Annotated in this window: 24 protein-coding genes; 14 read left to right on the plus strand and 10 right to left on the minus strand. The window is 71.0% G+C overall.

Annotated elements, in window-relative coordinates; translation table 11 throughout:
• Positions 1–155: 155 nt before the first annotated feature.
• From EF387_RS19940 to EF387_RS19955, 4 genes are read left to right on the plus strand one after another with little or no spacing between them, the layout of a single operon-like run.
• Positions 156–953 carry an acetoacetate decarboxylase family protein gene (locus EF387_RS19940; RefSeq protein WP_128377933.1) on the plus strand — a complete coding sequence of 266 codons (798 nt, stop codon included), beginning with the start codon at positions 156–158 and terminating at the stop codon, positions 951–953.
• Positions 953–1,837 (plus strand): SDR family NAD(P)-dependent oxidoreductase, encoded by an 885-nt coding sequence (locus EF387_RS19945; RefSeq protein ID WP_128377934.1) that lies wholly within the window; start codon positions 953–955, stop codon positions 1,835–1,837. Before EF387_RS19940 ends, EF387_RS19945 begins: the two co-directional genes overlap by 1 nt.
• Positions 1,838–1,862: 25 nt before the next feature.
• A complete protein-coding gene (locus EF387_RS19950) occupies positions 1,863–3,146 on the plus strand; it encodes an amidohydrolase family protein (protein ID WP_128377935.1) in 1,284 nt (427 codons plus the stop codon).
• Complete coding sequence (locus tag EF387_RS19955; RefSeq protein ID WP_128377936.1) at positions 3,143–4,375, plus strand: amidohydrolase family protein; 1,233 nt, start codon at positions 3,143–3,145, stop codon at positions 4,373–4,375. Before EF387_RS19950 ends, EF387_RS19955 begins: the two co-directional genes overlap by 4 nt.
• Positions 4,376–4,449: 74 nt before the next feature.
• On the opposite strand, the gene EF387_RS19960 is transcribed toward EF387_RS19955, so the two are convergent.
• The 4 genes from EF387_RS19960 to EF387_RS19975 form a co-directional block, all read right to left on the minus strand.
• Complete coding sequence (locus EF387_RS19960) at positions 4,450–5,469, minus strand: CopD family protein (RefSeq protein ID WP_128377937.1); 1,020 nt, start codon at positions 5,467–5,469, stop codon at positions 4,450–4,452.
• 100 nt (positions 5,470–5,569) lie between these two features.
• Positions 5,570–6,979 carry a CoA transferase gene (locus EF387_RS19965; RefSeq protein ID WP_128377938.1) on the minus strand — a complete coding sequence of 470 codons (1,410 nt, stop codon included), beginning with the start codon at positions 6,977–6,979 and terminating at the stop codon, positions 5,570–5,572.
• Positions 6,980–7,077: 98 nt separating this feature from the next.
• The gene (locus EF387_RS19970; RefSeq protein WP_128377939.1) at positions 7,078–8,619 is read right to left on the minus strand and encodes a S8 family peptidase; all 1,542 of its coding nucleotides are present in this window, start codon (positions 8,617–8,619) and stop codon (positions 7,078–7,080) included.
• Between the two features lie 164 nt (positions 8,620–8,783).
• A complete protein-coding gene (locus EF387_RS19975; protein ID WP_128377940.1) occupies positions 8,784–10,307 on the minus strand; it encodes a S8 family peptidase in 1,524 nt (507 codons plus the stop codon).
• Between the two features lie 277 nt (positions 10,308–10,584).
• Between EF387_RS19975 and EF387_RS19980 the strand changes: the two genes are divergently transcribed.
• The 3 genes from EF387_RS19980 (at position 10,585) to moaA (ending at position 13,707) form a co-directional block, all read left to right on the plus strand.
• Positions 10,585–10,941 carry a DUF485 domain-containing protein gene (locus EF387_RS19980; RefSeq protein ID WP_128377941.1) on the plus strand — a complete coding sequence of 119 codons (357 nt, stop codon included), beginning with the start codon at positions 10,585–10,587 and terminating at the stop codon, positions 10,939–10,941.
• A complete protein-coding gene (locus tag EF387_RS19985; RefSeq protein WP_128377942.1) occupies positions 10,938–12,563 on the plus strand; it encodes a solute symporter family protein in 1,626 nt (541 codons plus the stop codon). Before EF387_RS19980 ends, EF387_RS19985 begins: the two co-directional genes overlap by 4 nt.
• Positions 12,564–12,717: 154 nt before the next feature.
• Complete coding sequence (gene moaA, locus EF387_RS19990; RefSeq protein ID WP_128377943.1) at positions 12,718–13,707, plus strand: GTP 3',8-cyclase MoaA; 990 nt, start codon at positions 12,718–12,720, stop codon at positions 13,705–13,707.
• A gap of 127 nt (positions 13,708–13,834) precedes the next feature.
• Here moaA and EF387_RS19995 read toward each other — a convergent pair whose 3' ends face one another.
• Positions 13,835–14,086: a hypothetical protein gene (locus tag EF387_RS19995; protein ID WP_128377944.1), complete on the minus strand. Its 252-nt coding sequence runs from the start codon at positions 14,084–14,086 to the stop codon at positions 13,835–13,837.
• Positions 14,087–14,311: 225 nt separating this feature from the next.
• Entirely contained in the window at positions 14,312–14,725 is a 414-nt protein-coding gene (locus EF387_RS20000) for a DUF3099 domain-containing protein (protein WP_202918319.1), read from the minus strand.
• A 258-nt stretch (positions 14,726–14,983) separates the two neighbouring features.
• Between EF387_RS20000 and EF387_RS20005 the strand changes: the two genes are divergently transcribed.
• A complete protein-coding gene (locus EF387_RS20005; protein WP_128377995.1) occupies positions 14,984–15,259 on the plus strand; it encodes a GlsB/YeaQ/YmgE family stress response membrane protein in 276 nt (91 codons plus the stop codon).
• 63 nt (positions 15,260–15,322) lie between these two features.
• Here the strand turns inward: EF387_RS20005 and tyrS are convergent, their stop codons facing one another.
• From tyrS to EF387_RS20020, 3 genes are all read right to left on the minus strand, one after another.
• Positions 15,323–16,591, minus strand: a complete 1,269-nt coding sequence (tyrS, locus tag EF387_RS20010; RefSeq protein ID WP_128377946.1) for a tyrosine--tRNA ligase — start codon at positions 16,589–16,591, stop codon at positions 15,323–15,325.
• A gap of 102 nt (positions 16,592–16,693) precedes the next feature.
• Positions 16,694–18,100: a TldD/PmbA family protein gene (locus EF387_RS20015; protein ID WP_128377947.1), complete on the minus strand. Its 1,407-nt coding sequence runs from the start codon at positions 18,098–18,100 to the stop codon at positions 16,694–16,696.
• Positions 18,097–19,620 carry a TldD/PmbA family protein gene (locus EF387_RS20020; RefSeq protein WP_128377948.1) on the minus strand — a complete coding sequence of 508 codons (1,524 nt, stop codon included), beginning with the start codon at positions 19,618–19,620 and terminating at the stop codon, positions 18,097–18,099. Before EF387_RS20020 ends, EF387_RS20015 begins: the two co-directional genes overlap by 4 nt.
• Before the next feature lie 206 nt (positions 19,621–19,826).
• Here EF387_RS20020 and EF387_RS20025 point away from each other — a divergent pair, with 206 nt between their 5' ends.
• The 4 genes from EF387_RS20025 to EF387_RS20040 all read left to right on the plus strand — a co-directional run bounded on the left by EF387_RS20025 (position 19,827) and on the right by EF387_RS20040 (position 23,302).
• A complete protein-coding gene (locus EF387_RS20025) occupies positions 19,827–20,981 on the plus strand; it encodes an SEC-C metal-binding domain-containing protein (protein WP_128377949.1) in 1,155 nt (384 codons plus the stop codon).
• A gap of 305 nt (positions 20,982–21,286) precedes the next feature.
• Positions 21,287–22,006, plus strand: coding sequence for a 3-oxoacyl-[acyl-carrier-protein] reductase (fabG, locus tag EF387_RS20030; protein ID WP_128377950.1), 720 nt, complete (start codon positions 21,287–21,289; stop codon positions 22,004–22,006).
• Positions 22,007–22,011: 5 nt separating this feature from the next.
• On the plus strand, positions 22,012–22,779 hold the full coding sequence (fabI, locus tag EF387_RS20035; protein WP_128377951.1) for an enoyl-ACP reductase FabI: 768 nt from the start codon (positions 22,012–22,014) through the stop codon (positions 22,777–22,779).
• 190 nt (positions 22,780–22,969) lie between these two features.
• Positions 22,970–23,302: a hypothetical protein gene (locus EF387_RS20040; RefSeq protein ID WP_128377952.1), complete on the plus strand. Its 333-nt coding sequence runs from the start codon at positions 22,970–22,972 to the stop codon at positions 23,300–23,302.
• A 43-nt stretch (positions 23,303–23,345) separates the two neighbouring features.
• Here the strand turns inward: EF387_RS20040 and EF387_RS20045 are convergent, their stop codons facing one another.
• Positions 23,346–24,050 carry a FadR/GntR family transcriptional regulator gene (locus EF387_RS20045; RefSeq protein WP_128377953.1) on the minus strand — a complete coding sequence of 235 codons (705 nt, stop codon included), beginning with the start codon at positions 24,048–24,050 and terminating at the stop codon, positions 23,346–23,348.
• Between the two features lie 73 nt (positions 24,051–24,123).
• Here EF387_RS20045 and EF387_RS20050 point away from each other — a divergent pair, with 73 nt between their 5' ends.
• Positions 24,124–25,764: an MFS transporter gene (locus tag EF387_RS20050; protein ID WP_338058116.1), complete on the plus strand. Its 1,641-nt coding sequence runs from the start codon at positions 24,124–24,126 to the stop codon at positions 25,762–25,764.
• Positions 25,765–25,826: 62 nt separating this feature from the next.
• Positions 25,827–25,943, plus strand: a complete 117-nt coding sequence (locus tag EF387_RS49450; RefSeq protein WP_128377954.1) for an SGM_5486 family transporter-associated protein — start codon at positions 25,827–25,829, stop codon at positions 25,941–25,943.
• Positions 25,944–26,153 lie beyond the last annotated feature (210 nt).

Consider the following 26,153-nt stretch of genomic DNA (forward strand, 5'->3'; position numbering starts at 1 on the left):
CGGCCCCCACCCAGCCCCAACCAGAGGCCAGTTCGAGCCCGTCCACGAACCATTTTCGGGACCTTCTATGGACCTTTGGCCCAGGTGATGCGACCGTGCTGCGCGCCCGATGGATGACGGGGCGTCAGAAGCCATCAGAAGAAGGGTGGCACGCCATGGCACGAGTGCGCTACGGCCCGCGGACCGAGGCAGAGATCGCCGCCGCGCGCGCCGCGAACACCAAGCTCCCCGACATCTGGTCGACGGGTGTGGTCGCCGTGTGGGAGAGCGATCCGGACGCGGTCGCGGCGGTCCTGCCCCCGCCGCTGAAGCCCACCGCGAGCCCTCTCGTCCGCGTGAACATCAGCAAGGTCGACCTGCCCGGCTATCCGCTGGGCGCGGGCTCGTTCGCGGTCGCCGCCGAACACGCCGGCGTCGAGGGCTGGTACCCGCTCGTCATGCCGATGACCCACGAACGGGCCCTCATCGGCGGCCGGGAGGTGTTCGGCGAACCGAAGAAGCTCGGTGAGGTCACGCTGGAGCGCGACGGCCCGGTCGTACGGGCCGTCCTGGCCCGGCACGGCATCGCCTTCGTCGAGGTCCGAGGGGCGGTGAGCGGGCCACTGCCGCTGCCCGGGCCGACGCGGAAGACCGACTTCTACTTCAAGTTCCTGCCCGCCGTGGACGGCTCCGGCTTCGACGCCGACCCCGTCCTCGTGCACTGCGTGCGCGGCGAACGGGTGCGCCGACTCGAAGGCGTCACCGGCGACGTCGTCCTGCGCGAGTCGGCGTACGACCCGGTCGCCGACCTCCCCGTACGCAGGCTCCTCGAGATCACCATCGGGGAGAAGACCAGCGACCAGCGCGGCAGGGTCGTCGAACGGGTCAGCGCCGAGGCCCTGTCGCCGTACGTCCACCAGCGCTACGACGACCCCCAGCACGTCCTCGACGGACCTCCCGAGGGGAGCGCGTGATGGAACCGGAGCCGGGACAGGTCGCGGTCGTCACCGGAGCGGCCAGCGGCATAGGGCTCGCGATGGCACGGCGATTCGCGGCCGAAGGACTCAAGGTGGTCCTCGCGGACGTGGAGGAGGGCGCCCTGGCGAAGGCGGCGGACGACCTGAGGGCGGACGGCGCCGTCGTCCACGCGCGCGTGGTCGACGTCGGCGAACGGTCCGAGGTCCAGGCGCTCGCCGAGGACGCCTACGACACGTTCGGCGCCGTCCACGTGCTGTGCAACAACGCGGGGGTCGGCTCGGGCGCCGAGGGCCGTATGTGGGAGCACGACCCGAACGACTGGAAGTGGGCGTTCGCCGTCAACGTCTGGGGCGTCTTCCACGGTATCCAGGCCTTCGTGCCGCGCATGCTGGCCGCCGGTGAACCCGGTCACGTCGTCAACACCTCCTCCGGGGACGGCGGTATCGCCCCGCTGCCCACCGCCTCCGTGTACGCCGTCACCAAGGCCGCCGTCGTGACCGTCACCGAGTCCCTGTACGCGCATCTGAAGGCGGAGCACGCACGCGTGGGGGCGTCCGTGCTCTTCCCCGGCCCGCACATGCTGCGCACCGGCCTGTGGGAGTCCCACCGCAACCGGCCCGCGCGGTACGCCAAGGAGAAGCCGCGGAAGACCCCGTACCGCAGCCTCGACCAGTGGGAGGCGGCCATGCGCGCGGCCGGCCGCGAGGTGGAGTTCACCCCGGTGGAGGAGGTCGCGGAGCTGGTCCTCGACGGCATCCGCGCGGACCGGTTCTGGCTGTTGCCGCGGAGCGAGCACAGCGACGCGCAGATCCGCGCGCGGGCGCGCTCGATGCTGGACCGGGCGAACCCGGCGTACCTGGAGAACTTCATCCTCGACTGACTGGACTGAGCCTGAGGAGGCCGTGGTGACCGACCAGGACCCCTACCTGATCATCTCCTCCGACTGCCACGCCGGGCTGCCCACCGAGGAGTACCGGCCGTATCTGGACGCCCGGTTCCACCGGGACTTCGACGAGTTCCTCGCGGGACGGGACCGGCGCCGGGAGGAGATGACGCGCCTCGGCATCCGCAACGAGGCCTTCGCCAGCAAGTGGTTCCACGACAACGAGGAGGGGCTGCGCGGTGGCTGGGACACCGCGCAGCGGCTCAAGGAACTCGACGGGGACGGGGTCGCGGGCGAGGTGGTCTTCCCGGACGCCGACGCCGTGGACAGCCAGACCGCCGCGCCCTTCGGGGTCGGGCTCGGTCTCTCCGGCGACCAGAACCCGGAGCTCGGGATGGCGGGCGCGCAGGCGCACAACCGCTGGCTCGCCGACTTCGTGTCCGAAAACCCCGAACGGCACTGCGGTGTGGCCCTGCTGCCGATCACGGCAGAGGTGCCGAAAGTTGTGGCCGAGATCCACCGTGCCAAGGAGACGGGGCTGGGCGCGCTGATGATCCCCTCCATGTGGGTCGACAAGGAGCCGTACCACGACCGCCGTTACGACCCGGTGTGGGCGGCGGCAGCCGAGTGCGGAATGCCGGTCGTCACCCACTCGGGAGCGGCGCCCCGGCACGAGTACGGCGACCACCTGGGGATCTATGTCTCCGAGGTCACCTGGTGGCCGGCCCGTCCGCTGTGGTTCCTGCTGTGGTCGGGCGTCTTCGAGCGCCACCCGGGCCTGAGGTTCGGCGTGGCCGAGTCGGGCTGCTGGTGGCTGCCGAACCTGCTGTGGTTCATGGACCGGCTCTACCTGGGCGCGCACGGCGGCAAGAAGCTCTCGCCGTTCGCGGAACTGAGGCGGCCCCCGCACGAGTACCTGGACCGGCAGGTCTTCATCTGCGCCACCAACACCAAACGCCGCGAGCTGGCCCAGCGCTACGAGATCGGCGTCGACAACATCCTCTGGGGCAGCGACTTCCCGCATCCCGAGGGCACCTGGCCCGACACGCGCGCGTGGCTGAAGCGGACCTTCCATGACATCCCGGTGGCGGAGACCCGCCGCATGCTGGGCCTCGCGGCGGCGGAGGTGTTCGGCTTCGACGTGGCGAAGCTGACCCCGCTGGCCCGGCGCATCGGCCCGACCCCGGCCGAACTCGGGCAGAGCGACGACCAGTCCGCGGTCGAGGCGTCCTGGGCGCGTTCGCGCGAGGTGGGCCGGCACTGGCTGACCGACCACGACTTCCCGGCGCTGGGGGTGGACCGGTGAGCACGGAGGACCGCTACACGGTGATCTCGGCCGACTGCCACGCGGGCGCGGACCTGCTGGACTACAAGCCGTACCTGGCGTCGAAGTACCACGACGAGTTCGACGCGTGGGCGGCCACGTACGTCAATCCGTACGAGGACCTGCTCGCCGACACCGCCGACAAGAACTGGAACTCCGAGCGGCGGCTGGCGGAGCTGGAGGAGGACGGCATCGTGGCGGAGGTGGTGTTCCCCAACACCATCCCGCCGTTCTTCCCGTCCGGTTCGCTGATGGCGCCGGCTCCCACGGCCGAGGAGTTCGAGCGGCGCTGGGCCGGCCTGAGGGCTCACAACCGCTGGCTGGCGGACTTCTGCGCGGCGGCACCGGGACGCCGGGCGGGCGTCTTCCAGATCCTCCTGGGCGACGTCGAGGAGGCGGTGAAGGAGATCCGGTGGGCCGTCGGGGCGGGGCTGAAGGGCGGTCTCCTGCTCCCCGGCACCCCGCCGGGCTCGGGCCTGCCGGAGCTGTACTCGTCGACGTACGACCCGATCTGGGCGGTCTGTGAGGAACTGGACGTCCCCGTGAACCACCACGCGGGCTCCGCCTCCCCGCCGCTCGGCGACGAACCGGCGGCCCGGGCGGTCTTCATGGTGGAGACGACGTGGTTCTCGCACCGGGCGCTGTGGCACCTGGTGTTCGGCGGCGCCTTCCGCCGTCACCCGGGTCTGAAGCTGGTGCTGACCGAGCAGGGCTCGGGCTGGATCCCCGGAGTGCTGGACATGCTGGACTACTACCACGGCCGGTTGGTGGCGGCCGCCGCCCGGGCGTCGACGGCGGAGTCGAAGTTCGGTGCCGGGCTCGCCGCCTCGATGGGCAAGGGACCCTCCGAGGTCTGGCGGGACAATTGCTACGTGGGCGCCAGCTTCATGCGCCCGCACGAGGTGCCACTGCGGGACCGTATCGGCCTCGACAAGATCATGTGGGGCAGCGACTACCCGCACGACGAGGGGACCTACCCGTACTCCCGGGAGGGCCTGCGCATCGCGTACGCGGGACTGCCGCGCGAGGAGGTCGCGGCGATGGCCGGCGGCAACGCGGCCCGGGTGTACGGCTTCGACCTCGGACTGCTGGACCCGCTCGCGGCGAAGGTGGGCCCGACGGTGGAGGAGCTGGCGCAGCCGCTGCCCGAGCCACCGGCCGACGCGACGAGCCCGGTGTTCGCCCCGGGCGGGTCGGTGCGCGTCTGGTGAGGCCGGCGCGCGTCCGGTGAGTTCATCCCCCAACCCTGCGGGGGCGGAGGTGCTTTCAGCCGCCCCCGCACCACTCACCAGCGGATCGGCACCGGCAACGCCGTGAGGAGCGCCGACACCGCGACCACCAGCCCCAGCACCACCAGCTCGGCCCGCGCCGGAGTGCAGGCGGTCAGCGGGTCGGACGCCCGGCCCAGCCGCAGCCGCGCGGTCAGCGCCAGCGCCGCGACCACCACGACGAGGAGCGTTTTGGCCAGAAGTGTGCGCCCGTACGCCGTCTCCGTCAGCTGATCCAGAACGGTCGACGGCGGCATCCGGCGCAGAGTGCTGCACAGCCCCGTCGCGGTGATCGCCGCGAGCAGCACGGCCGCCACGCGCGCGTAGAGGCCGATCAGCGCGGCGGCCGGCCCCGGGGCGGTGCCCCGCCACACCCGCACCGTCCGCAGGACGTACAGCAGACCGCCCACCCACAGCGACGAACAGACGACGTGGATGAGCGTCAGCCCCGAACCGATCAGCGGGCTGTCCTCCACCGTGGGGTGCGCCCGCAGCGCCTCCGCGACGGCGACGGCGGACAGAGGGAGCAGCTGAGTGGCCGGCCTCCGGGACTGGGCGCACAGTCCGGCCGCGAGGAAGGCGTTGACCTCCAGGAGGGCGAGCTTGCCGTCCCGGGTCTCGTAGAGCCCTCCGATGTCGATGTCGGAGAGCTGCTGCGGTATCAGATTGCCGGTGGACACCACCGAGGCGAGCGCCAGCGCGGCGACGAAGCCCGCGCCCGCCGAGAGCACGGACCAACTGCTGGGCGACTTCCGCGGCGGCGGCCCGCCCGGCACCCGGCGGGCCAGCCATGTCGTGAACACCTCGCCGACGGGTATGCACAGCGCCGCGAACATGACCGTGCGCAGCAACGTGATGCTGCCGACCCCGGGGGCCGCGGCCTCGCCCGTGCCGTCCAGTGCGACGCGCGGGCCGAGCAGCGGTATCAGGGCGGCGGCGCCCACCAGGACGAGCAGGGCGACGGCGCGTCCGATACCGGCCCGGTGTTCGGGTCCTTCGGCGGCGGGCGCATCGGGTATCGGTCTTATCGAGCTCACCCCAAGGATCTTCACCAGTCCCGCACATCCGGGCAAGTTCCGGAAAGCAACTGGCGCCAGGACATTCCGCCCAGCAATACGCTTCCGGACAAAGTTCGGCTCATCGCCAGCGGGGCGAATCGCCGCCCCAGGGCCCCGGCGGTCGCGTCCAGCCGACGGGACCACCGGCGAAGGAAACGGGGGAGCGAGCGTAACGCAGTCTCCCGAGCGGGCTGTCGGTTTCGGCGAGCCAGGGGCCGGGATCCTGCGGGTCGTACGAGCCGGGTGCGGCCTGTTCACCCACCGGTTCACCGCCTGCCACCGGCTCGGCGAACCCGCTCGTCAGCCAGCGCGCCGTCTGCGTCAGCGCCAGTCGTACCAGCCGGGTGCCGCCTTCCGCCGTCTGCTCGGTCAGCGCCCGCAGCACCCCCGCGGCCAGCAGATAGCCGGTGCCGTGATCAAGGGCCTGCGCGGGCAGCGCGCCGGGCTCCTCCGGCGACCCCTCGGTCGCCGCGATGCCCGTGGCGACCTGCACCAGGCTGTCGAACCCGCGGCGCCCGCCCCACGGCCCGTACGCGCCCCAGGCCGACAGCTGCGCCACCACCAGCCCGGGGCGCCGCGCGGCCAGGTCCTCCGCGGCGAGTCCGAAGGGGTCCAGGGCGCCGGGACGGTAGCCGGTGACGACGACGTCGGCCCCGGCGAGCAGTTCCTCGAAGGTACGGCGGTCGGCGTCCCGGGTCAGATCCAGGGTGGTGGAGCGCTTGCCGAAGCCGGTGTCGGCGTGCTGGTCGGCGAGTTCGGGCAGGTGCGGCGCGTCGACGCGCAGCACGTCGGCACCGAGCAGGGCGAGGGTGCGGGTGGCGACGGGCCCCGCGAGCACGCGGGTGAGGTCGAGGACGCGCACCCCCTCCGCGGGGCGCGGTGCGGCGGACAGCCGCCGGGGCCCGGACGACTCGGGGCCGGGGACCACGCTCCGGTGCAGCAGGCCCCGTTCGGCCACCGCGCGCCCCTGCTCGTGCGCGGCCCACTCCTCGGGCGTCCGCAGGGCGACGGCGAGTCCGCCGGCCGCGTACACGGCCTCCTCGACCTCCGCGGCGGACCGCCCGGCGAGCTCCCCGGCGACGGTGTCGACGGAGGCCTCGCAGGCCAGCCCCAGCGCGCCCAGCAGCCGCTCACGGTGGTGCGGATAGTTCGCGTGCGTGCGCACCCACCCGTCCGCCGTGCGCCAGAACCGCGACAGCGGTGCGAAGGAGACGGGCGCCCGCCCGTCCACCAGCAGATGCCGCTCGCTGTGGAAGGCCGCGGCCACCGCCCCGTCGTCCACCCGCACCGCGGGAACCCCGCCGCCGCACCGCCGTGCGTGCAGCTCCGCGGCGGCCAGGGCACAGGCCCCGACGCACCCACGCGCCAGTGCCCGCACCGGCAACCGCGCCGGCAGGAACCCGTCCCGCAGGACCACGAAGGCCCGTGGCAGCAACTCCGCATCCCCGCCGAGGGCAGCCCAGGCCCCACCCAACGCCGCATGTGTCATGACGCCACTATGCATCTCGGGTACGCCCGGTCACCGACGCGACCGGGCCGGACGGTCGCCCCGTCCGGCCCGGTCGTCACCTGCGCGCCCTCCGGCGTCTACTTGGTCACCGCGTCCAGTGCGTCCGCGATGCCCGCCCCGTAGAAACCGTTGCGGTTCTTGCCGCCCTCGCAGACGGCGTCGACCTTGCCGTCGCCGTCGATGTCGTACGGCTTGGTGCAGGGGGTGTCGTCCGCCTCGGCGTACAGCAGGGCCTTGACCAGGGCCGGGGAGGCGTACGGGTGGGTCGACTTGATCAGTGCCGCCACGCCCGCGACGTGCGGGGACGCCATCGAGGTGCCCGCCATGTAGCCCCACTTGGCGCCGGGCAGCGGGCCGAGGATCAGACCGCTGGTGGCCGGGGGTTCGGGCTTCTGGTACGCCGTCGAGTCGCCACCGGGGGCCGCGATGTCGACGACGCCCTTGCCGTAGTTCGAGAACGACGACTTGATGCCCTTGGCACCCGTCGCCGCGACGGTCACGACACCCGGCAACTGGGTCGGGATGTCATAGCACTTGGAGGGGTCGACGACCCGCTCCGTGGGCGTGGAGTCGTTCGGGGAGACCGGGTCGGTGATCTCGTCGGCCGCGAGGTCGTAGTTCTCGTTGCCGGCCGCGGCGACGTTCACCGCGCCCTTCCTCTCCGCGTACCGGGAGGCCCGGGTGATCGCCTCGACCAGGGCCTTCTGGTCCGGGTCGTCCTTGCAGTTGAAGTACCAGGGGTCGGTGTAATAGCTGTTGTTGGTCACGTCGACGCCGTGCTCGGCGGCCCATACGAAGCCACAGACCACCGCCTCGGTGTAGAAGAAGCCGGCCGTGGTCGACACCTTGATGCCCGAGACCTTCACACCGGGCGCGACACCGGTGATGCCGACGCCGTTCTTGGCGCCAGCGATCTCACCCGCCACATGCGTGCCGTGCGGGCTCTCGGACGCGCTCGGCCGCCATGCCCCGTCCGTCGTGTCCGGCTTGCCCGTCACGCAGTTGACCGACGCCTCGCGGTCGAAATTGGGCGCGATGTCCGGGTGGGTGTCGTCGACACCGGTGTCGATGACGGCGACCGTCACCTTCTTGCTGCCCAGCGACTTCTTGTGCGCCTGGTCGGCCTTGATCGCCGGCAGGTCCCACTGCAGCGGCTCCAACGGGTCCTGACCCTCGGCCGCCTGAGCCTTCGTCACCTGCTCGGAGGTGAGCGCGACCGGCGTGCCGACGTCGGTCGTCGACGCCGCGGGCAGCGGCGCCGTCCGTGTCGCCCCGGCCGAGTCCACGCCCCGCACCTTGCGTATTTCCTTGGCGAAGTCGGCGTTCGACGAGTGGACGACGATCACGCCGATCTTGTCGTAGGACGTCACGATGGTGCCGCCGGCCGCGGTGATGGCCTTCTTCACCTTGGGTGAAGTGCCGTAACCCGGGCGCACGTTGACCACATAGCTCAGCGCGGGGGCGTCCGCGTCGGGCGCGGCGGTGGCGGAGCGGGGGGCCCGGACATCTGCCTCCAGGGCCGTCGCGGAGGCGCTCGGCAGGAAGGCCAGTGCCGTCGTCATCGCCATTCCGAGCGGAAGGGCCACGGCGCGGCGGGAGCGCGCGTGGGGCGCTGTCATGGAATCTCCAGTTCGTTCTCGGTACCAGCGAGCCGTGCGGGAGGGGTGGTACCCCCGAGGCAGTGGTGAGTGCTGCTCTTCATCTGCCTCGGGGCAAGTACCTCTCAAACGCGGTGGTTCGAGCCTTACTTGACGTATTTGCTTGACGCTGGGGCCTGACGGCCCTACTTGACGGCCTTCAGAGCGTTGACGATTCCGTCACCGTAGAAGCCGTTGCGCCACTTGGGACCCACACAGGTCGCGTCCACGACGCCGTCGCCGTTGCCGTCGTAAGGCTCCGACGGGCACGCCGTCTTGTCGGCCGTCGCCTTCAACAGGGCCTGCAGCTGGGCGGCGTTGGCCCACGGGTACCGGGACTTCAGCAGCGCGGCGACACCCGCGGCGTGCGGCGACGCCATCGACGTCCCCTGCAGGAACGCGTACTGGCCGTTCGGCATGGTGGACAGGATCCGCCCGTTCTTCGACGGCGTGTCCGGGATCTGGTACCGGTCGCCGCCCGGCGCCGCGACGTCGATGACGCCCTTGCCGTACGTGGAGTAGTACGACTTGGCGCCCTTGACGCCGGTCGCGCTGACGGTGACCACACCCGGCAGCTGGGTGGGCACGTCGAAGCACTCGTGCGGGTCGATGGTGCGCTCGACCGGGGTGGAGTCGTCGGGGCTCGAGTCGTCCACGATCGCGTCCGAGTCGAGGTCGTGGTTGGAGTTGCCCGCCGAGGCCAGGTTGAGCGTGCCCTTTCTCTGCGCGTAGAGCTGGGCGCGGTTGACCGCGTCGACGATGGCCTTCTGGTCCGGGTCGTCCACGCAGTTGTAGAGCCACGGGTCGACGTAGTAGCTGTTGTTCGTGATCTCGACGCCGTTGTCGGCGGCGAACACGAACGCGCAGACGACGCTCTCGGGGTAGAAGAGGCCGTTGTTGGGGTCGCTGACCTTGATGCCGGAGACCTTCACCCCGGGTGCGACACCGGCGACGCCGACGCCGTTGCGGGCCGCGGCGATCTCACCGGCCACGTGCGTGCCGTGGTAGTCGTCCGCGGTGTACGGGCGCCAGGCCCCCTCGCTGGTGTCCGCGACACCGCCGACGCAGTTGGCCGACTGCGAGGCGGAGAAGTTCGGCGCGAGGTCCGGGTGGGTGTCGTCGACGCCGGTGTCGATGACCGCGACGGTGACCTTCTTGCTGCCCGGGTTGATCTGGGCGGCCTTGTCGGCGCCGATCGCGCGCAGGTCCCACTGGTCGGCCTCGAGCGGCTCCTCGCCGGGGGCGGCCTCGGCCGCGGCCTCGGCGGCCTCCGCCTTGGACAGGTACTGCGCCGCGCCCTCGTCCGTCGTGCCCGCAGCCACCAGCGGAGTGGTCCGGGTCGCCCCGGCCGACTGCACACCGCGCACCGCCCGAAGCTGCTTGCCGAAGTCCGGGTTGGCGGAGTGGACGACGATCACGCCGATCTTCGCGTAGGTGGCGACGACCTTGCCGTCGGCCTTCGCTATCGCCCGCTTCACCGACGCGATCGTGAGGTGGTCGGTCTTCGTGTTGACCACGTACGCGAGGTTCGGGGCGTCGGCGGCGGCCGCCGCGGGGACCTCGGGCACGGCGGCGGACGCGGCCGTCGGGAGGAAGCCGAGCGAGGCGGTCAGCGACAGCACCACCGGCGCCGCGAGGGCGAGGCGGCGTCTGGAGCGCAGATGAGCCATGGGATCTCCACATCATCCGGATAACGGAACTGCCCGAACACAGGTGGTGCTCGGGCAGGTACATGACTAGGCATGCAGGGCGAAACTATCCCCCGTCGTGCCTGGTCAGCAACGAGTTCCGAAAGAAAGCCAGTGTGTTGAACCGCATCTGGCGCGCCGCCGTGACGTTGGGCAGGGAGCGTCTGCACCATCGACAACCGTTCTATTCAGCCAGTTCCGACCTCGACCCGACCCCGCTCCCCACGCTGTGACCGCACCCGTACCCCGAGGAGACTCCGTGGCTACCGACGCACCGCCACCTTCGAAGGCATCGTCCACCCTTCCCTCGACGGAGGCCTTCGTCGAGGTTCACGAGAGCGCTGAGTTCGGTGAACTGCGCCGCTCCTACCGCTCGTTCGCGTTTCCGCTGACCGTCGCCTTCATCGCCTGGTACCTGCTGTACGTCCTGCTCTCCAACTACGCGGGCGGGTTCATGGGCACCAAGCTGTTCGGCAACATCAACGTCGCCTTCGTCTTCGGCATCGCCCAGTTCGTCACCACATTCCTCATCGCCTGGTGGTACTCGCGGCACGCCGCAGCGAAGCTCGACCCCAAGGCGGAAGCCATCAAGTCCCGGATGGAGGGCGGCGCATGAGCCCCGCACAGCAGACCCTTCTCGCCGCGAACCAGGCCAGCGAGCACAGGCCGCTGATCATCTCCTTGTTCGCGGTGTTCGTCGTGGCGACGCTCGTCATCACCGTCTGGGCGGGCCGCCAGACCAAGGACGCCGCCGACTTCTACGCCGGCGGACGGCAGTTCAGCGCCTTCCAGAACGGCCTCGCCGTCTCCGGCGACTACATGTCGGCCGCGTCGTTCCTCGGCATCGCGGGCGCCATCGCCCTCTTCGGGTACGACGGCTTCCTCTACTCCATCGGCTTCCTGGTCGCCTGGCTGGTCGCCCTGCTCCTGGTGGCCGAACCGCTCCGCAACTCCGGCCGCTACACGATGGGCGACGTCCTCGCCTACCGCATGCGCCAGCGCCCCGTCCGCACCGCGGCCGGCACCTCCACGATCGTCGTCTCGATCTTCTATCTGCTGGCCCAGATGGCGGGCGCGGGCGTGCTCGTCTCGCTGCTGCTCGGCATCACCAGCGACGCCGGCAAGATCGGCATCGTCGCCCTCGTCGGCATCCTGATGATCGTGTACGTCTCCATCGGCGGCATGAAGGGCACCACCTGGGTGCAGATGGTCAAGGCCGTGCTGCTCATCGGCGGCACCCTCCTGATCACCTTCCTGGTGCTGCTGAAGTTCAACTTCAACATCTCCGACCTGCTCGGCTCGGCCGCCGAGAACAGCGGCAAGGGCACCGCCTTCCTGGAGCCGGGACTGCAGTACGGCGCCACCGGCACCTCGAAGCTGGACTTCGTCTCCCTCGGCATCGCCCTCGTCCTCGGCACCGCCGGTCTGCCGCACATCCTGATCCGCTTCTACACGGTGCCCACGGCCAAGGCCGCCCGTAAGTCCGTGAACTGGGCGATCGGCATCATCGGTGGCTTCTACCTGATGACCCTCGCCCTCGGCTTCGGCGCCGCCGCGCTGATCTCGCAGGAGGAGATCATCGCGTCCAACCCGTCCGGCAACACGGCGGCACCCCTGCTCGCCCTGCACCTCGGCGGCGTCGACTCGGCCTGGGGTGCGATCCTGCTCGCCACGATCTCGGCGGTCGCCTTCGCCACGATCCTCGCCGTGGTCGCCGGCCTCACCCTCGCCTCGTCGTCGTCCTTCGCGCACGACATCTACGCCAACGTCATCCGCAAGGGGCAGGCCACCGGCGAGGAGGAGGTCCGTGCGGCCCGCTGGGCGACCGTGTTCATCGGCATCGTCTCCATCGGCCTGGGCGCCCTCGCCCGCGACCTGAACGTGGCCGGCCTGGTCGCGCTGGCCTTCGCGGTCGCCGCCTCCGCCAACCTGCCGACCATCCTCTACAGCCTGTTCTGGAAGCGGTTCACCACCCAGGGCGCGCTGTGGTCGATCTACGGCGGCCTGATCGTCGCGGTCGGCCTGGTGCTGTTCTCGCCCGTCGTCTCCGGCGACCCCAAGGCGATGTTCCCCGACGTCGACTTCGCCTGGTTCCCGCTGAAGAACCCGGGCATCATCTCGATCCCGTTCGGCTTCTTCATGGGCTGGCTGGGGACCATCCTGTCCAAGGAGGAACCCGACACCAAGAAGTACGCCGAGCTGGAGGTGCGCTCCCTGACCGGCACCGGGGCGCACTAACCCACTCGTCGATCCGCTCGTCGGCCCACCACTCGCACGGGCCCGCCGCTCCGACCGACACGGTCGCCGCGGCGGGCCCGTGTCCGTTGTCAGTGACGTCACGTAGGCTCGCTGGTGTCGGAGAAAGTGATCCGCGTCGAGGGAGGGGGCCCACGTGCTCATCGACACCTACGGCCGAGTGGCCACCGACCTGAGGGTCTCGCTGACGGACCGGTGCAATCTGCGCTGTACGTACTGCATGCCCGAGGAGGGCCTGCAGTGGCTCGCCAAACCCGATCTGCTCACCGACGACGAGATGGTCCGGCTCATCGACGTCGCGGTCCGACTGCTCGGCATCGAGGAGGTCCGCTTCACCGGCGGCGAACCGCTGCTGCGCCCCGGCCTGGTCGGCATCGTGGAGCGCGTGGCGGCACTCGAGCCGCGCCCGCAGATGTCCCTCACCACCAACGGCATAGGTCTCGGGCGCACCGCCGAGGCCCTGAAGGCCGCGGGCCTGGACCGGGTCAACGTATCCCTGGACACCCTGCGCCCGGACGTCTTCAAGACCCTGACCCGCCGCGCCCGCCACCAGGACGTCCTCGACGGCCTCGAGGCAGCCCGCGCGGCCGGCCTGACCCCGGTCAAGGTCAACACCGTGCTGATGCCGGGGCTCAACGACGACGAGGCCCCGGACCTGCTCGCCTGGGCCGTGGAACATGACTACGAACTGCGCTTCATCGAGCAGATGCCGCTGGACGCCCAACACGGCTGGAAACGCGAGGGCATGGTCACCGCGGGAGACATCCTCGCCTCGCTGCGCACCCGCTTCGACCTCACCCCCGAGGGCTCCGACGAACGCGGCTCCGCGCCGGCCGAGCGCTGGCTCGTCGACGGCGGCCCCCACCGGGTCGGCGTGATCGCCTCGGTCACCCGCCCGTTCTGCGCGGCCTGCGACCGTACGCGACTGACGGCCGACGGACAGATACGAACGTGCCTGTTCGCCCGCGAGGAGACCGACCTCAGGGCCGCGCTCCGCTCGGACGCCTCCGACGAGGAACTCGCCCGGATCTGGCGGCTGGCGATGTGGGGCAAGAAGGCGGGCTCGGGGCTGGACGATCCGTCGTTCCTGCAGCCGGACCGGCCGATGTCGGCGATCGGAGGCTGAGCGCGGGACCGGGAGCCGGACGCGGGGCAGCGAGCGCGTCCGGGAGCCGGGCGCGCGGCAGCGGGCGGGGCCGGGAGCCAGTGCCCCGACGCTGCCGCGGCACTGGATGCGGGGCACGGAGCCGGGACTACGCTTCCCCCCGCTCCGGCGACGGCGCCTCCCACTCCGCCAGCCTGACCACGTCCTTCAGGAACCCGCGCACACCGAGGAACTTCGACAGGTGCTCACGGTGTTCCTCGCAGGCGAGCCAGGTCTTGCGGCGCTCCGGGGTGTGCAGCTTCGGGTTGTTCCACGCAAGCACCCACACGGCGTCGGCACGGCAGCCCTTGGCGGAGCAGATCGGGGAGGACGGGTCGGAACCGGGGGCGTTGAGAATCACGCCCTGACCCTAACGGTGGACACGCGGAAAAGGCGACGCCGAGCAGCCACGGGGGGAGCTGCCCGGCGTCGGTCTGTCGCTCCGACGGGGGATGCGGAGCGCGTACGAAGTATGTCACGGAGTACCCTCTGCCGGGCACTGGAACAACATGATTGATCTGAGCATTTCTTGAGCTTGCCGCCCGGCCAGGGGGACCCGTGCCGGGGTGCGCCGGAACGGCCGTGGTCAGGTTCGTTCGCGAGGCTCGCGCCGCGCACCGGCCGCCGCGTCCTCCGGTACGGATTCCGCGTGGTCGGCGTAGTCGTCGCGGTCGGCGTCGTCGTCGGCGGCGGCGTCCTGGTGCGACGACGCCAGCATCGGCCGAGGGGGCATCGAGACGAAGGTCGAGGGCAGCGAGGGCGCGTTCTCGCGGCCCGCGTTGGCGATCACCACGGCGATGTAGGGGAGGGTCGCGCCGAGCACCAGCGCGACGATCGCGACCGGGCGTTCGACATTCCAGAGAACAGCCGCGAGGATCACCGAGACCGTGCGGACCGACATCGAGATGACGTAGCGGCGCTGCCTGCCCCGTACATCCGCTTCGAGTCCCTTTCTGGCCCCTGTGATCCGGAAGACCTGGGTGCTGCTCCGCTTCCGCATCACGTTCCACCGTCCTGCCGCTTCGGACTCCCGTCGCCCGTGCCCGGTCACGCTCGTCGGCGAACCCGACCCGAACAAGGCCCACGTTACGCCGCGGCAGCGACGGCATCGAGACCGGGTCGGGCTCGCCGGAGGGCGCGCGGCGTGCGCCTTACCGCGTATGGCCGCACCCGGCATGCGCCGTACCGAGCCGCAACGGAAGCTGGGTACAGCGCCCGCGTGGAGCCGTACCGCGCGGAACCGCCGGAGGAGGCAGCCATGGGCTGGTTGTGGGCGATCATCGTGGGATTCGTGCTGGGCATCCTGGCCAAGCTCATCCTGCCGGGCAAACAGCACTGCCCGCTCTGGCTGACCACGATCCTCGGCATGCTCGGAGGGATCGTCGGCAACGCGGTCGCCCGGGGCCTCGGTATCGCCGCCACGGAAGGCATCGACTGGGGCCGGCACGGCCTGCAGCTCGCGGCGGCGGTCCTCTTCGTGTTCCTCGGGGAGATGCTCTACACATCGGCCAAGGGGAGGCGGGAACGCGCCTGAGGGGCGGTTCACAAGGAACCGCCCCCTCAGGCGCACATGTGAGCAGGTCTCCGGCCCTCGGGGTCAGGCCCCGGTGACCTCCACCGCCGCGAGGCTCTTCTTGCCCCGGCGCAGCACCAGCCACCGCCCGTGCAGCAGCTCCTCCCGGGCCGGCACGGCGTCCTCGGCGGTGACCTTGACGTTGTTCACGTACGCGCCGCCCTCCTTCACCGTGCGCCGCGCCGCCGACTTGCTGGCCACCAGGCCGACCTCCGCGAACAGGTCCACCACCGGGCCGAGCTCGGCGACCCGGATGTGCGGCACCTCGGAGAGCGCCGCGGCCAGCGTCCTGTCGTCCAGGTCGGTCAGCTCGCCCTGGCCGAAGAGGGCCTTGGACGCGGCGACCACGGCGGCCGTCTGGTCCGCGCCGTGCACCAGCGTCGTCAGCTCCTCCGCCAGCGCGCGCTGCGCGGCACGCGCCTGCGGACGCTCCTCGGTCTGCCTCTCCAGCTCCTCGATCTCGGCACGGGACCGAAAGCTGAAGATGCGCAGGAACTTGGAGACGTCCCGGTCGTCCGCGTTCAGCCAGAACTGGTAGAACGCGTACGGCGTCGTCATCTCCGCGTCCAGCCAGACCGTGCCGGACTCGGTCTTGCCGAACTTGGTGCCGTCCGCCTTGGTGATCAGCGGGGTGCCCAGCGCGTGCACCACGGCCTCGGGCTCCACCCGGTGGATCAGGTCGGTGCCGGAGGTGAGGTTGCCCCACTGGTCGCTGCCGCCGGTCTGCAGGGTGCAGTTGTACCGGCGGTACAGCTGCAGGAAGTCCATGCCCTGCAGGATCTGGTAGCTGAACTCGGTGTAGCTGATGCCCGCGTCGGAGTTCAGCCGCCGGGACACGGCCTCCTTCGCGATCATCTTGTTGACCCGGAAGTGCTTGCCGATGTCCCGCAGGAACTCGATGGCCGACAGGCCCTGGGTCCAGTCCAGGTTGTTGACCATGACCGCGGCGTTCGGGCCCTCGAAGCCCAGCAGCGGCGCGATCTGCGCGCGCAGCCGCTCCACCCACTGGGCGACGACCTCCGGCGAGTTAAGCGTCCGCTCCGCGGTCGGCTTCGGGTCGCCGATCAGGCCCGTCGCGCCCCCCACCAGAGCCAGCGGGCGGTGGCCCGCCTGCTGGATCCGGCGCATCGTGAGGATCTGCACGAGGTTGCCGAGGTGCAGACTCGGCGCGGTCGGGTCGAAGCCGCAATAGAACGTGACGGGACCGTCCGCGAACGCCTTGCGCAGTGCGTCCTCATCGGTGGAGAGGGCGATCAGCCCACGCCACTTCAGCTCGTCGACGATGTCCGTCACGGTTCTCGTACTCCTTGGATGATCAGTCGGCTGTCGAGTGACAGCCGACTACGAGGTTATACGCCCCGACTGACAGAGCTCACCGGGTTATGACCCCGCGCCTCACACGCCCTGGCTGACCGAGCTCATGTTGAAGTCCGGCACGCGCAGGGGGGGCATCGCGGCCCGGGTGAACCAGTCGCTCCACTCCCTGGGCAGCGTCTTCTCCGTGCGCCCCGCCTCCGTCGCCCGCCCCAGCAGACCCACCGGCGACTCGTTGAACCGGAAGTTGTTCACCTCACCGGTGACCTCGCCGTTCTCCACGAGATACACCCCGTCCCGGGTCAGCCCGGTCAGCAGCAGCGTCGCCGGGTCGACCTCGCGGATGTACCAGAGGCAGGTCAGCAGCAGCCCGCGCTCGGTACCGGCGACCATCTCCTCCAGCGAGCGGTCGTCACCGCCGTCCAGGATCAGGTTCCCGAGCGCCGGCGCCAGCGGCAGCCCGGTCAGGGCGGCGCTGTGCCGGGTGGTCAGCAGCCGCTCCAGCCGGCCCTCGCGGATCCATTCGGTGGTGCTCACCGGCAGCCCGTTGTCGAAGACCGAGAAGTCGTCCCCGGACGAGTGCGCGATCACGAACGGGGGAGTCTCCAGGCCCGGCTCGTGCGGGTCGCTGCGCAGCGTCAGCGGCAGCTCGGTGAGCTTCTCGCCGACGCGCGTGCCACCGCCCGGCTTCGAGAACACCGTCCGCCCCTCGGCCGCGTCCCGGGCGGACGCCGACCACATCTGGTAGATCAGCAGATCCGCCACGGCCGTCGGCGGCAGCAGCGTCTCGTAGCGCCCCGCCGGGAGCTCGATCCGCCGCTCGGCCCACACCAGCCGCTGCGCCAGCTCCGCGTCCAGCGCCGCCGGATCGACGTCCTTGAAGTCCCGCGTCGACCGCCCCGCCCACGCCGAACGCGTACGGTCCGGCGACTTCGCGTTCAGCTCCAGTGTCCCGTTCGGCTGGTCGTGCCTGAGCCGCAGCCCGGTCGACGTGCCGAGGTAGCTGGAGACGAGCTCGTGGTTGGCGAAGCCGTACAGCTCGCGTCCACCGGCACGCGCGCGTGCGAACGATTCGCCGAGCGCGGGCGCGAAGTCCGCGAAGACGGCGGACGACGTCTCGGCCGGCGCGTCGGTGAAGTCGGCCGAGGCGGGCACACCCGTGATCAGCGGCTGGGCGTCCTCGGCGGGTCCCGCGCCGCGTGCGGCGGCCTCGGCGGCACGCACCACGGGCTCGAGTTCGTCGACGGTCACGGCCGAGCGCGAGACGACTCCGGAGGCGGTGCCCTCCTTGCCGTCGACGGTCGCGATGACGGTGATCGTGCGCCCGCGTGTGACGCCGTTCGTGGTCAGCGCGTTGCCCGCCCAGCGCAGGTTGGCGGTGGAGTGCTCGTCGGCGATGACGATGCAGCCGTCGGCCCGGGACAGCTCCAGGGCCCGCTCGACGACCTCGTGCGGCTTCTGCGGCTTGCCGTTGCTGGGGGCGCTCATCGACCGGCCTCCTGGGTGGTGTTGAGGATGTTGACGCCCTTGAAGAGGGCCGACGGACAGCCGTGCGAGACCGCGGCGACCTGGCCCGGCTGGGCCTTGCCGCAGTTGAAGGCACCGCCCAGGACGTACGTCTGCGGCCCGCCGACGGCCGCCATGGAACCCCAGAAGTCCGTGGTGGTGGCCTGGTAGGCGACATCGCGCAGCTGCCCGGCGAGCCGCCCGTTCTCGATCCGGTAGAACCGCTGACCGGTGAACTGGAAGTTGTAGCGCTGCATGTCGATCGACCAGGACCGGTCCCCGACGACGTAGATACCGCGGTCGACGCCTCCGATGAGGTCCTCCGTGGACAGCCCGCCCGGATCCGGCTGCAGGGACACGTTGGCCATGCGCTGCACCGGCACATGGGCGGGGGAGTCGGCGTACGCGCACCCGTTGGACCGCTTGAAGCCGGTGAGCCGCGCGATGCGCCGGTCCAGCTGGTAGCCCACCAGCGTCCCGTCCTTCACCAGGTCCCAGGACTGCGCCTCCACGCCCTCGTCGTCGTACCCGATGGTCGCGAGGCCGTGCTCGGCGGTGCGGTCGCCGGTGACATTCATCAGGTCGGAGCCGTACTTCAGCTTGCCGAGCTTGTCGAAGGTGGCGAAGGAGGTCCCGGCGTAAGCGGCCTCGTACCCGAGCGCGCGGTCCAGCTCGGTGGCGTGCCCGATGGACTCGTGGATGGTGAGCCACAGGTTGGACGGATCGACGACGAGGTCGTACACCCCCGCCTCCACACTCGGGGCGCGCATCTTCTGCGCGAGCAGTTCCGGGATCTCGGCGAGCTCCGCCTCCCAGTTCCAGCCCGTGCCCCGCAGATACTCCCAGCCGCGCCCCACGGGCGGCGCGATGGTCCGCATCGAGTCGAACTCACCGCTGGACTCGTCGACGGACACGGCGGTGAGCTGCGGATGCAGCCGCACCCGCTGCTGCGTGGTCACGGTCCCCGCCGTGTCGGCGTAGAACTTGTTCTCGTGCACCGTCAGCAGAGAGGCGTCGACATGGCTGACCCCGTCCGCCGCCAGCAGCCGGGCGCTCCATTCGGCCAGCAGCCCCGTTTTTTCCTCGTCGGGCACCGTGAACGGATCGATCTCGTACGCGGAGACCCAGGTCTTCTCGCTGTGCACCGGCTCGTCGGCGAGCTCCACGCGTTCGTCCGACCCGGCGGCCTCGATGACCTGCGCGGACAGCTTGGCCATCGCTACGGCCTGCGCGGCCACCTTCGCGGCGGCGTCCATCGTCAGATCGACTCCCGACGCGAACCCCCAGGTCCCGCCGTGCACGACCCGCACCGCGAACCCCAGATCGGTGGTGTCGGACGACCCCGACGGCTTGCCGTCCCTGAGCCGCCAGGCCGCACTGCGCACCCGCTCGAGCCGGAAGTCGGCGTGCTCTGCCCCCAGCGCCCGGGCCCTCGCCAGCGCGGCGTCCGCCAGGGCCCTCAGGGGAAGGGCCAGGAATGACTGATCGATTTCATGGGGCACGGGTCGGATTCCCTTCACGGAGCTCTCCGCTGGTCGCCGTCGGAGGCAGTGAATCATGTCTCACCGACGGCGTTCCGCGGAATTGTGGACGGCTCCCGCCGCGGTGCCCACGGGGGAGCGTCTCGCACGGTCCGGCGCACACCGGAAGTCCCCTTTGCCCCGGCAGTGGCACGGTGCCCCGACTTCCGCCGCATTACGGTGAACCCATGGCCAGCAAGCGTCGAACCGACAGCAAGAGCGGCAGGCGAAGGACGACGCGGCCCGCGGAACCCGCCTTCGCCCGTCGCCCCAGCGGCTCGGTGCTGACGAACCCCGAGGCGGCTCAGGATTACGAGAAGCTCGCGGAGCAGTACCCGGACGAACGTGAGGAGCTGCTGCTCGAGGCCGCCGACTCCTGGAACGACGCGGGCGAGCACGAGCAGGCGATCGCCCTGTACGAGCGGCTGCTCACCCCGGAGGAGGGGGCGTGCACCGAACCGGACCTCGTGGACGCCTACCGGATCACCGCGTTGTGGGACGCCGGGCGCGATGAGGAGGCCACCGCGGGGGCCGCCGATTTCCGCAGGCGGCACCCGCGGCACGCCGGAGCCTGGACCTTCCTCGCCGAGGCCTTCGAGGCGCAGCACGAGACCGAGACGGCCGCCGAGTGGTACACGGCGGGTGTCACGCACGCCCTCGGCGCGGGCAGCGCGGTGACGGTGGACGCCGTCGAGGCGAACGTGCAGTCCTATGACGTGGAGACGCTCCTGACCGGCCGCCATCGGGTGCGGCGGCTGCTCGGAGAGCCGCACGACGACTGGGACGACGTGGCCGACGCACTGCATGAGCGCCGAGCGTCCGCGCTTCTCGGCCGCGTCCGCCCGCTCGACGAACTCCACGACCCGCTGCGGCTCAAGCGGCTGGAGGAGCACGGGCCCGACCTGCTCGAGCAGGAACTCGGCGCCGCGCTGGAGCACGGGTCGCCGGAGAACCCCGCCGCCCGGGCCGGTCTCCGGGCGACATGCGTCCTGTACTGGCCGCGGGACGAGTTCGCCGGACTGCTGGAGCGCTGGCCCGAGGCGACCGAGGCGTACGGCGACGACCACGCCGAGCACCTTCGCAAGGTCGAGAGGACCCTGCGGGAGATCTCGGACGACGGTGGCACACAGCTGGCGGTCGGCCGGGCGACGGTGCAGGACCTGGAGGCGTATGCGACAGCGCACGGCGGATCACCGGATGCTCCGGGCACACGGTCCGCGTACGCCGCCGAACTCGCGCGTACTGGACGGGCCGAGGCCTGGCCGCCCCCTCGCAACGGTCCCTGCTGGTGCGACTCGGGGCGGAAGTACAAGAAGTGCTGCGGCAACCCGGCCGTCGCCTGAGGAGGCACCCCTCACACTGCGTGATCGCATACGACCAGCGAACGCTCGACGCGGCTCGCGGCTCGCCGTTCGTGGTTCGCGGGGGCGGATCGCGAGCCCACACCCCGGTACGGCCGACCGACCCACGGGTGCGGACTGTAGGGATCCGACAGCGGGCAGGGTGAGCCACTGTCGGTGCCGGAATGTCCCGGGACCGGACGGGACCGATAGGTTTTCGAGGAAGCCACCTGTCCCGGAGAGGGTCCGCACGGGGTCTGCCACGGGTTCCGCAGGGGGTTCCAGACCGCTATCGAAAGGGTGATCCGTTGAGCCGCTCGGTTCTCGTCACCGGAGGAAACCGGGGCATCGGCCTCGCCATCGCCCGCGCTTTCGCCGACGCGGGCGACAAGGTCGCGATCACATACCGCTCGGGTGAGCCGCCGTCCGCCCTCACCGACCTGGGTGTCCTGGCCGTCAAGTGCGACATCACCGACACCGAACAGGTGGAGCAGGCCTACAAGGAGATCGAGGACGCGCACGGCCCGGTCGAGGTCCTGGTCGCCAACGCCGGCGTCACCAAGGACCAGCTCCTGATGCGCATGTCCGAGGAGGATTTCACGTCCGTCCTGGACACCAACCTCACCGGCACCTTCCGCGTCGTCAAGCGCGCCAACCGCGCCATGCTGCGCGCCAAGAAGGGCCGCGTCGTCCTCATCTCGTCGGTCGTGGGGCTCCTCGGCTCGGCGGGACAGGCGAACTACGCCGCGTCCAAGGCCGCCCTGGTCGGCTTCGCCCGTTCGCTCGCCCGCGAGCTGGGCTCCCGCAACATCACCTTCAACGTCGTCGCGCCCGGTTTCGTCGACACCGACATGACCAAGGTGCTCACCGACGAGCAGCGCTCGAGCATCGTGTCGCAGGTGCCGCTCGGCCGGTACGCGCAGCCGGAGGAGATCGCCGCGACGGTGCGGTTCCTCGCCTCGGACGACGCCTCGTACATCACTGGAGCCGTCATCCCGGTTGACGGCGGATTGGGCATGGGTCACTGATCGCCATGAGCGGAATTCTCGAGGGAAAGCGCGTCCTGATCACCGGAGTGCTGATGGAGTCGTCCATCGCCTTCCACACCGCGAAGCTGGCCCAGGAGCAGGGCGCCGAGATCATCCTGACCGCGTTCCCGCGGCCCACGCTGACCGAGCGCATCGCCAAGAAGCTCCCCAAGCCGACCAAGGTCATCGAGCTGGACGTCACCAACGACGAGCACCTGGCGCGCCTCGCCGACATCGTCGGTGAGGAGCTCGGCGGCCTCGACGGTGTCGTCCACTCCATCGGCTTCGCCCCGCAGGACGCGCTCGGCGGCAACTTCCTCAACACCCCGTTCGAGTCCGTCGCCACCGCCATGCACGTCTCGGCGTACTCCCTGAAGTCGCTGACCATGGCCTGCCTGCCGCTGCTGCAGAACGGCGGCTCGGTCGTCGGCCTCACCTTCGACGCCCAGTACGCCTGGCCGCAGTACGACTGGATGGGCCCGGCCAAGGCCGCACTGGAGGCCACCAACCGCTACATGGCGCGCGACCTGGGCAAGCAGAACATCCGCTGCAACCTCATCTCCGCCGGCCCCATCGGCTCCATGGCCGCCAAGTCCATCCCGGGCTTCGGCGAACTGGCCGCCGTGTGGGACAGCCGCTCCCCGCTGGAGTGGGACCTCAAGGACCCGGAGCCGGCCGGCCGCGGTGTCGTCGCCCTGCTGAGCGACTGGTTCCCGAAGACGACGGGCGAGATCATCCACGTGGACGGCGGTCTGCACGCGATCGGTGCCTGATCGTTCCCTCGGAGCTCTCCCTCCTCGGACGGCGCCCCGTTCCCACGATCACGGGAACGGGGCGTCGCCCGTTCATGGGGACGGGGCGTCACCCGTTCGGCCTTCCTGACCGGGCGCCCGGGGCCCGGTGGCGCGCACGCTTGGAGCAACCGCCCCGCCGCGCAGCCGTACGGCTCAGGAGGTCCCTCTTGTGCGTCCGTCCCGCCGCATGGCCCCCGTGATAGCAGCGATAACCCTGCTGATGGCACTGCCCTACGACGCCGCCTCCCAGACGCTCGCCGAGGACAGGCCGGAGCCCTTCGGTTCGACCTGCCGCACCAGGATCACCGGCTCGGAGGCCGTCGCGTACTGCCACAACCCCTATGTGCCGGTCGATCGAGTGCGGCTGCACATCGAGTGCGACCGCTGGTGGGACATCGACAGCGACAGCCCTCCGCAAGAGGCCTTTCCGGCGATGACCGTACGGCTGACCGGACGCTGCTGGAAGGAGATCCGGTCGGTGTGGGTCAGCCACGAGCGCTAGACCCGGTGTGGGTCAGCCACGAACGCTCGATTGTCGGTGTGGGTCAGCCACGAGCGCTGACGCCCGCCCCCGGCTCCCGCCGTCCGGTACGGCACTGCATCGGATAGCTCGCGGCCTCCACTGCCGCCGCCTGCGCGTCTCCCGCCCGGATGGCGTCCACCACCCGGCCGTGGTCCAGATAGGACTCCGGCGTCAGCTCCTCGCCCACGTCACCGCGGAGCCAGTCGCGCAGCACCTCGCCCAGGTCCGCGTACAGCGCCGTCATCACGTCGTTGCGGGAGGCTGCCACCACCGCCATGTGGAAACTGGCGTCGGCCGTCACGAACACCTCCGCGTCGCCCGACTCCCAGGCCTCCTCGCGCCGCACCAGCAACGCGTCCAACTGCTTCAGATCACGCTCGGTGCGCCGCTCGGCGGCCAGCTTGGCGGCACCGGACTCCAGCGTGGAGCGCAGTTCGGCGATGTGGCGCGGGTCGGTCTCCGCGAACCGCCGGTGCATCACTCCGGCCAGTTCGCTGGTCGCCACGACGTAGGTGCCCGAGCCCTGCCGGATGTCCAGCAGACCGTTGTGGGCGAGGGCACGCACCGCCTCACGGACCGTGTTGCGGGCGACACCCAGTTCCGCGACCAGTTCGGGCTCGGTCGGAATGCGCGAGCCGACCGGCCACTCACCGGAGGTGATCTGGTTCCGCAGCGCTGCGATGACCTGCTCGGACAGCGCCGACCGGCGCGGGTGGCTCAACGGCATCGGGATCCCAGGTGCTGAGAGGGCTTTGAGACCTTGGAAGGTCCATTCATCCCATGATTCTATGATGCGGCTCATGCTTTCGAGGAACGCGGGAACCGGGACGACGGTGTCCACAACGATGCGCAACACCACCGACGAACTTGAAACAAAGTCCACGCGCGCGTGGACGAGACGTCTGATACCGGTCGCGATCGTGCTCGCCGCGCTCAATCTGCGCCCGGCGATCACCAGCTTCGGCTCCCTCCTCGAGGAGGTGCGCGACGCGCTCGGCATGAGCGGCAGCGTCGCCGGCCTGCTCACCTCCATGCCACCGCTGTGTTTCGCCGTCTTCGGTGTCATGGCCCCCAGGCTGTCCCGTCGCTTCGGGCCCGGCACGGTGGTGTGCGCGGGCATGGTGGCGATCGCCGCGGGCCTGCTGATCCGTCCCTTCGCCGGGAACACGGCGGCCTTCCTGGCTGCGAGCGCGCTCGCCCTCATGGGGATCGCGGTCAGCAACGTCCTGATGCCGGTCATCGTCAAGCGCTGGTTCCCCGACCGCATCGGACCCATGACCGGTCTGTACTCGATGGCGGTGGCCCTCGGCACCGCGGCCGCGGCGGCGGTCACCGTGCCCCTGACGGGGGCCCTGGGCGGCAGCTGGCAATCCGGACTCGCCGCATGGGCGTCGCTCGCGGCCGTGGCGGGGATGGCGTGGCTGCCCCTGGTACGGGACCACGGAGCGGCCCCGGGCGTACGGCCGGTCCCCGAGGACGAGCGCCCCGGGGCAGACGGCGGGGCAGACGAGGGGGCAGACGACGGGGGATCGGCGCCCGTAGCAGGATCTGCGCGCGCGGGCGGAGCGGCTCCCCGGAGCGGGTCGGGACGTGCGGATGGAGCGGCGCTCGGGAACCGGGCGGGGCGTGCGGATGGAGCGGCGCTCGGGAACCGGGCGGCGCGCGCGGGCGGGTCGGCGCGCGCGGGTGAAGCGGTTCGCGTGCGCGGGTCGGGGCGCGCGGTCCAGGGTGGGCCGGGGCGTCCCGGCCGCAGGGGCGGCGTGCCCGGGCAGCGAGGCCGGGGCGGTGCGCCCCCGCATCCCCGTCCCGAGCCCGGTGGGGTGTCCCCTCACCCCTGGCCGGACGGCGGCCGACTGCGCATGACCCGCAGTCGCACCGCCTGGGCGCTCGCCCTGTTCTTCGGGCTCCAGGCCACCGGCGCGTACATCACCATGGGCTGGATGGCGCAGATCTTCCGGGACGCGGGCGTGCCCGCGAGCACGGCCGGGCTGCTGCTGGCCGTCACCATGGTGATGGGCGTGCCGCTCTCCTTCGTCATCCCGCGCCTGGCCACCCGCCTGCCGCACCAGGGCCCGATCGTGGTGGCCCTCGGCCTCTGCGGGCTCGCGGGCTACGCGGGCCTCCACTTCGCCCCGGCGGCCGGCGCCTGGGCCTGGGCGCTGCTCATCGGCGTGGCCAACTGTTCGTTCCCGCTCGCTCTCACGATGGTCGGCATGCGGGCCAGGACAGGCGCCGGCGTCGCCCAGCTCTCCGCGTTCGCCCAGAGCACCGGCTATCTGATCTCGATCCCCGGCCCGCTCCTGGTGGGCGTGCTCTACCAGCACAGCGACGGCTGGGGCCTGCCCCTCGCGCTGATGTCGGCCCTGCTGATCCCGCAGATGGCGGTGGGCGTCCTGGCGGGCCGCAACCGAACGATCGAAGACGAGGCAGCCGCAGTATGACCTCCCCGGCGGCACGGGGACCCGGGCGAAGCGCACCGGGCCGCGGGTGGGAGACTCCTCCTATGCCCGTGCTCGACCCGAACCCCCAGAACGGCCAGAAGAAGATGCTGCTCGTCTTCGGCGCCTTCTTCGCCATCTTCGTGATCATCGGGATCATCGCGTCAATCGCCGCGCCCTGATCCCGACCGCGGTGCCCTGATCCCGACGGCTTCACGCTGATCCGGGTCCGCGTCGTGCGGATCCGGGTCGGCTTCGTGCTGATCAGGCCCGCTTCCTGCTGACCCGGGTCCGCCGCGCCCTGCTCCCGGTCCGTCGCGCGCCGACCCGGGATGGTTGAGCCGTCATCCCGTTCCGCCGCGCACTGCCCTCGGTCCGCCGCGTGCGCTGAT

Source organism: Streptomyces cavernae (assembly GCF_004023625.1).
GTDB classification, from domain to species: Bacteria; Actinomycetota; Actinomycetes; order Streptomycetales; family Streptomycetaceae; genus Streptomyces; species Streptomyces cavernae.

Coding starts and splice junctions, on each gene's coding strand:
- EF387_RS19940 (WP_128377933.1), top strand. CDS start 156: ATGGCACGAGTGCGCTACGGCCCGCGGACCGAGGCAGAGATCGCCGCC.
- EF387_RS19945 (WP_128377934.1), top strand. CDS start 953: ATGGAACCGGAGCCGGGACAGGTCGCGGTCGTCACCGGAGCGGCCAGC.
- EF387_RS19965 (WP_128377938.1), bottom strand. CDS start 6,979: ATGACACATGCGGCGTTGGGTGGGGCCTGGGCTGCCCTCGGCGGGGAT.
- EF387_RS19970 (WP_128377939.1), bottom strand. CDS start 8,619: ATGACAGCGCCCCACGCGCGCTCCCGCCGCGCCGTGGCCCTTCCGCTC.
- EF387_RS19975 (WP_128377940.1), bottom strand. CDS start 10,307: ATGGCTCATCTGCGCTCCAGACGCCGCCTCGCCCTCGCGGCGCCGGTG.
- EF387_RS19985 (WP_128377942.1), top strand. CDS start 10,938: ATGAGCCCCGCACAGCAGACCCTTCTCGCCGCGAACCAGGCCAGCGAG.
- EF387_RS20000 (WP_202918319.1), bottom strand. CDS start 14,725: ATGCGGAAGCGGAGCAGCACCCAGGTCTTCCGGATCACAGGGGCCAGA.
- EF387_RS20005 (WP_128377995.1), top strand. CDS start 14,984: ATGGGCTGGTTGTGGGCGATCATCGTGGGATTCGTGCTGGGCATCCTG.
- EF387_RS20015 (WP_128377947.1), bottom strand. CDS start 18,100: ATGAGCGCCCCCAGCAACGGCAAGCCGCAGAAGCCGCACGAGGTCGTC.
- EF387_RS20025 (WP_128377949.1), top strand. CDS start 19,827: ATGGCCAGCAAGCGTCGAACCGACAGCAAGAGCGGCAGGCGAAGGACG.
- fabI (WP_128377951.1), top strand. CDS start 22,012: ATGAGCGGAATTCTCGAGGGAAAGCGCGTCCTGATCACCGGAGTGCTG.
- EF387_RS20045 (WP_128377953.1), bottom strand. CDS start 24,050: ATGCCGTTGAGCCACCCGCGCCGGTCGGCGCTGTCCGAGCAGGTCATC.
- EF387_RS20050 (WP_338058116.1), top strand. CDS start 24,124: ATGCTTTCGAGGAACGCGGGAACCGGGACGACGGTGTCCACAACGATG.
- EF387_RS49450 (WP_128377954.1), top strand. CDS start 25,827: ATGCCCGTGCTCGACCCGAACCCCCAGAACGGCCAGAAGAAGATGCTG.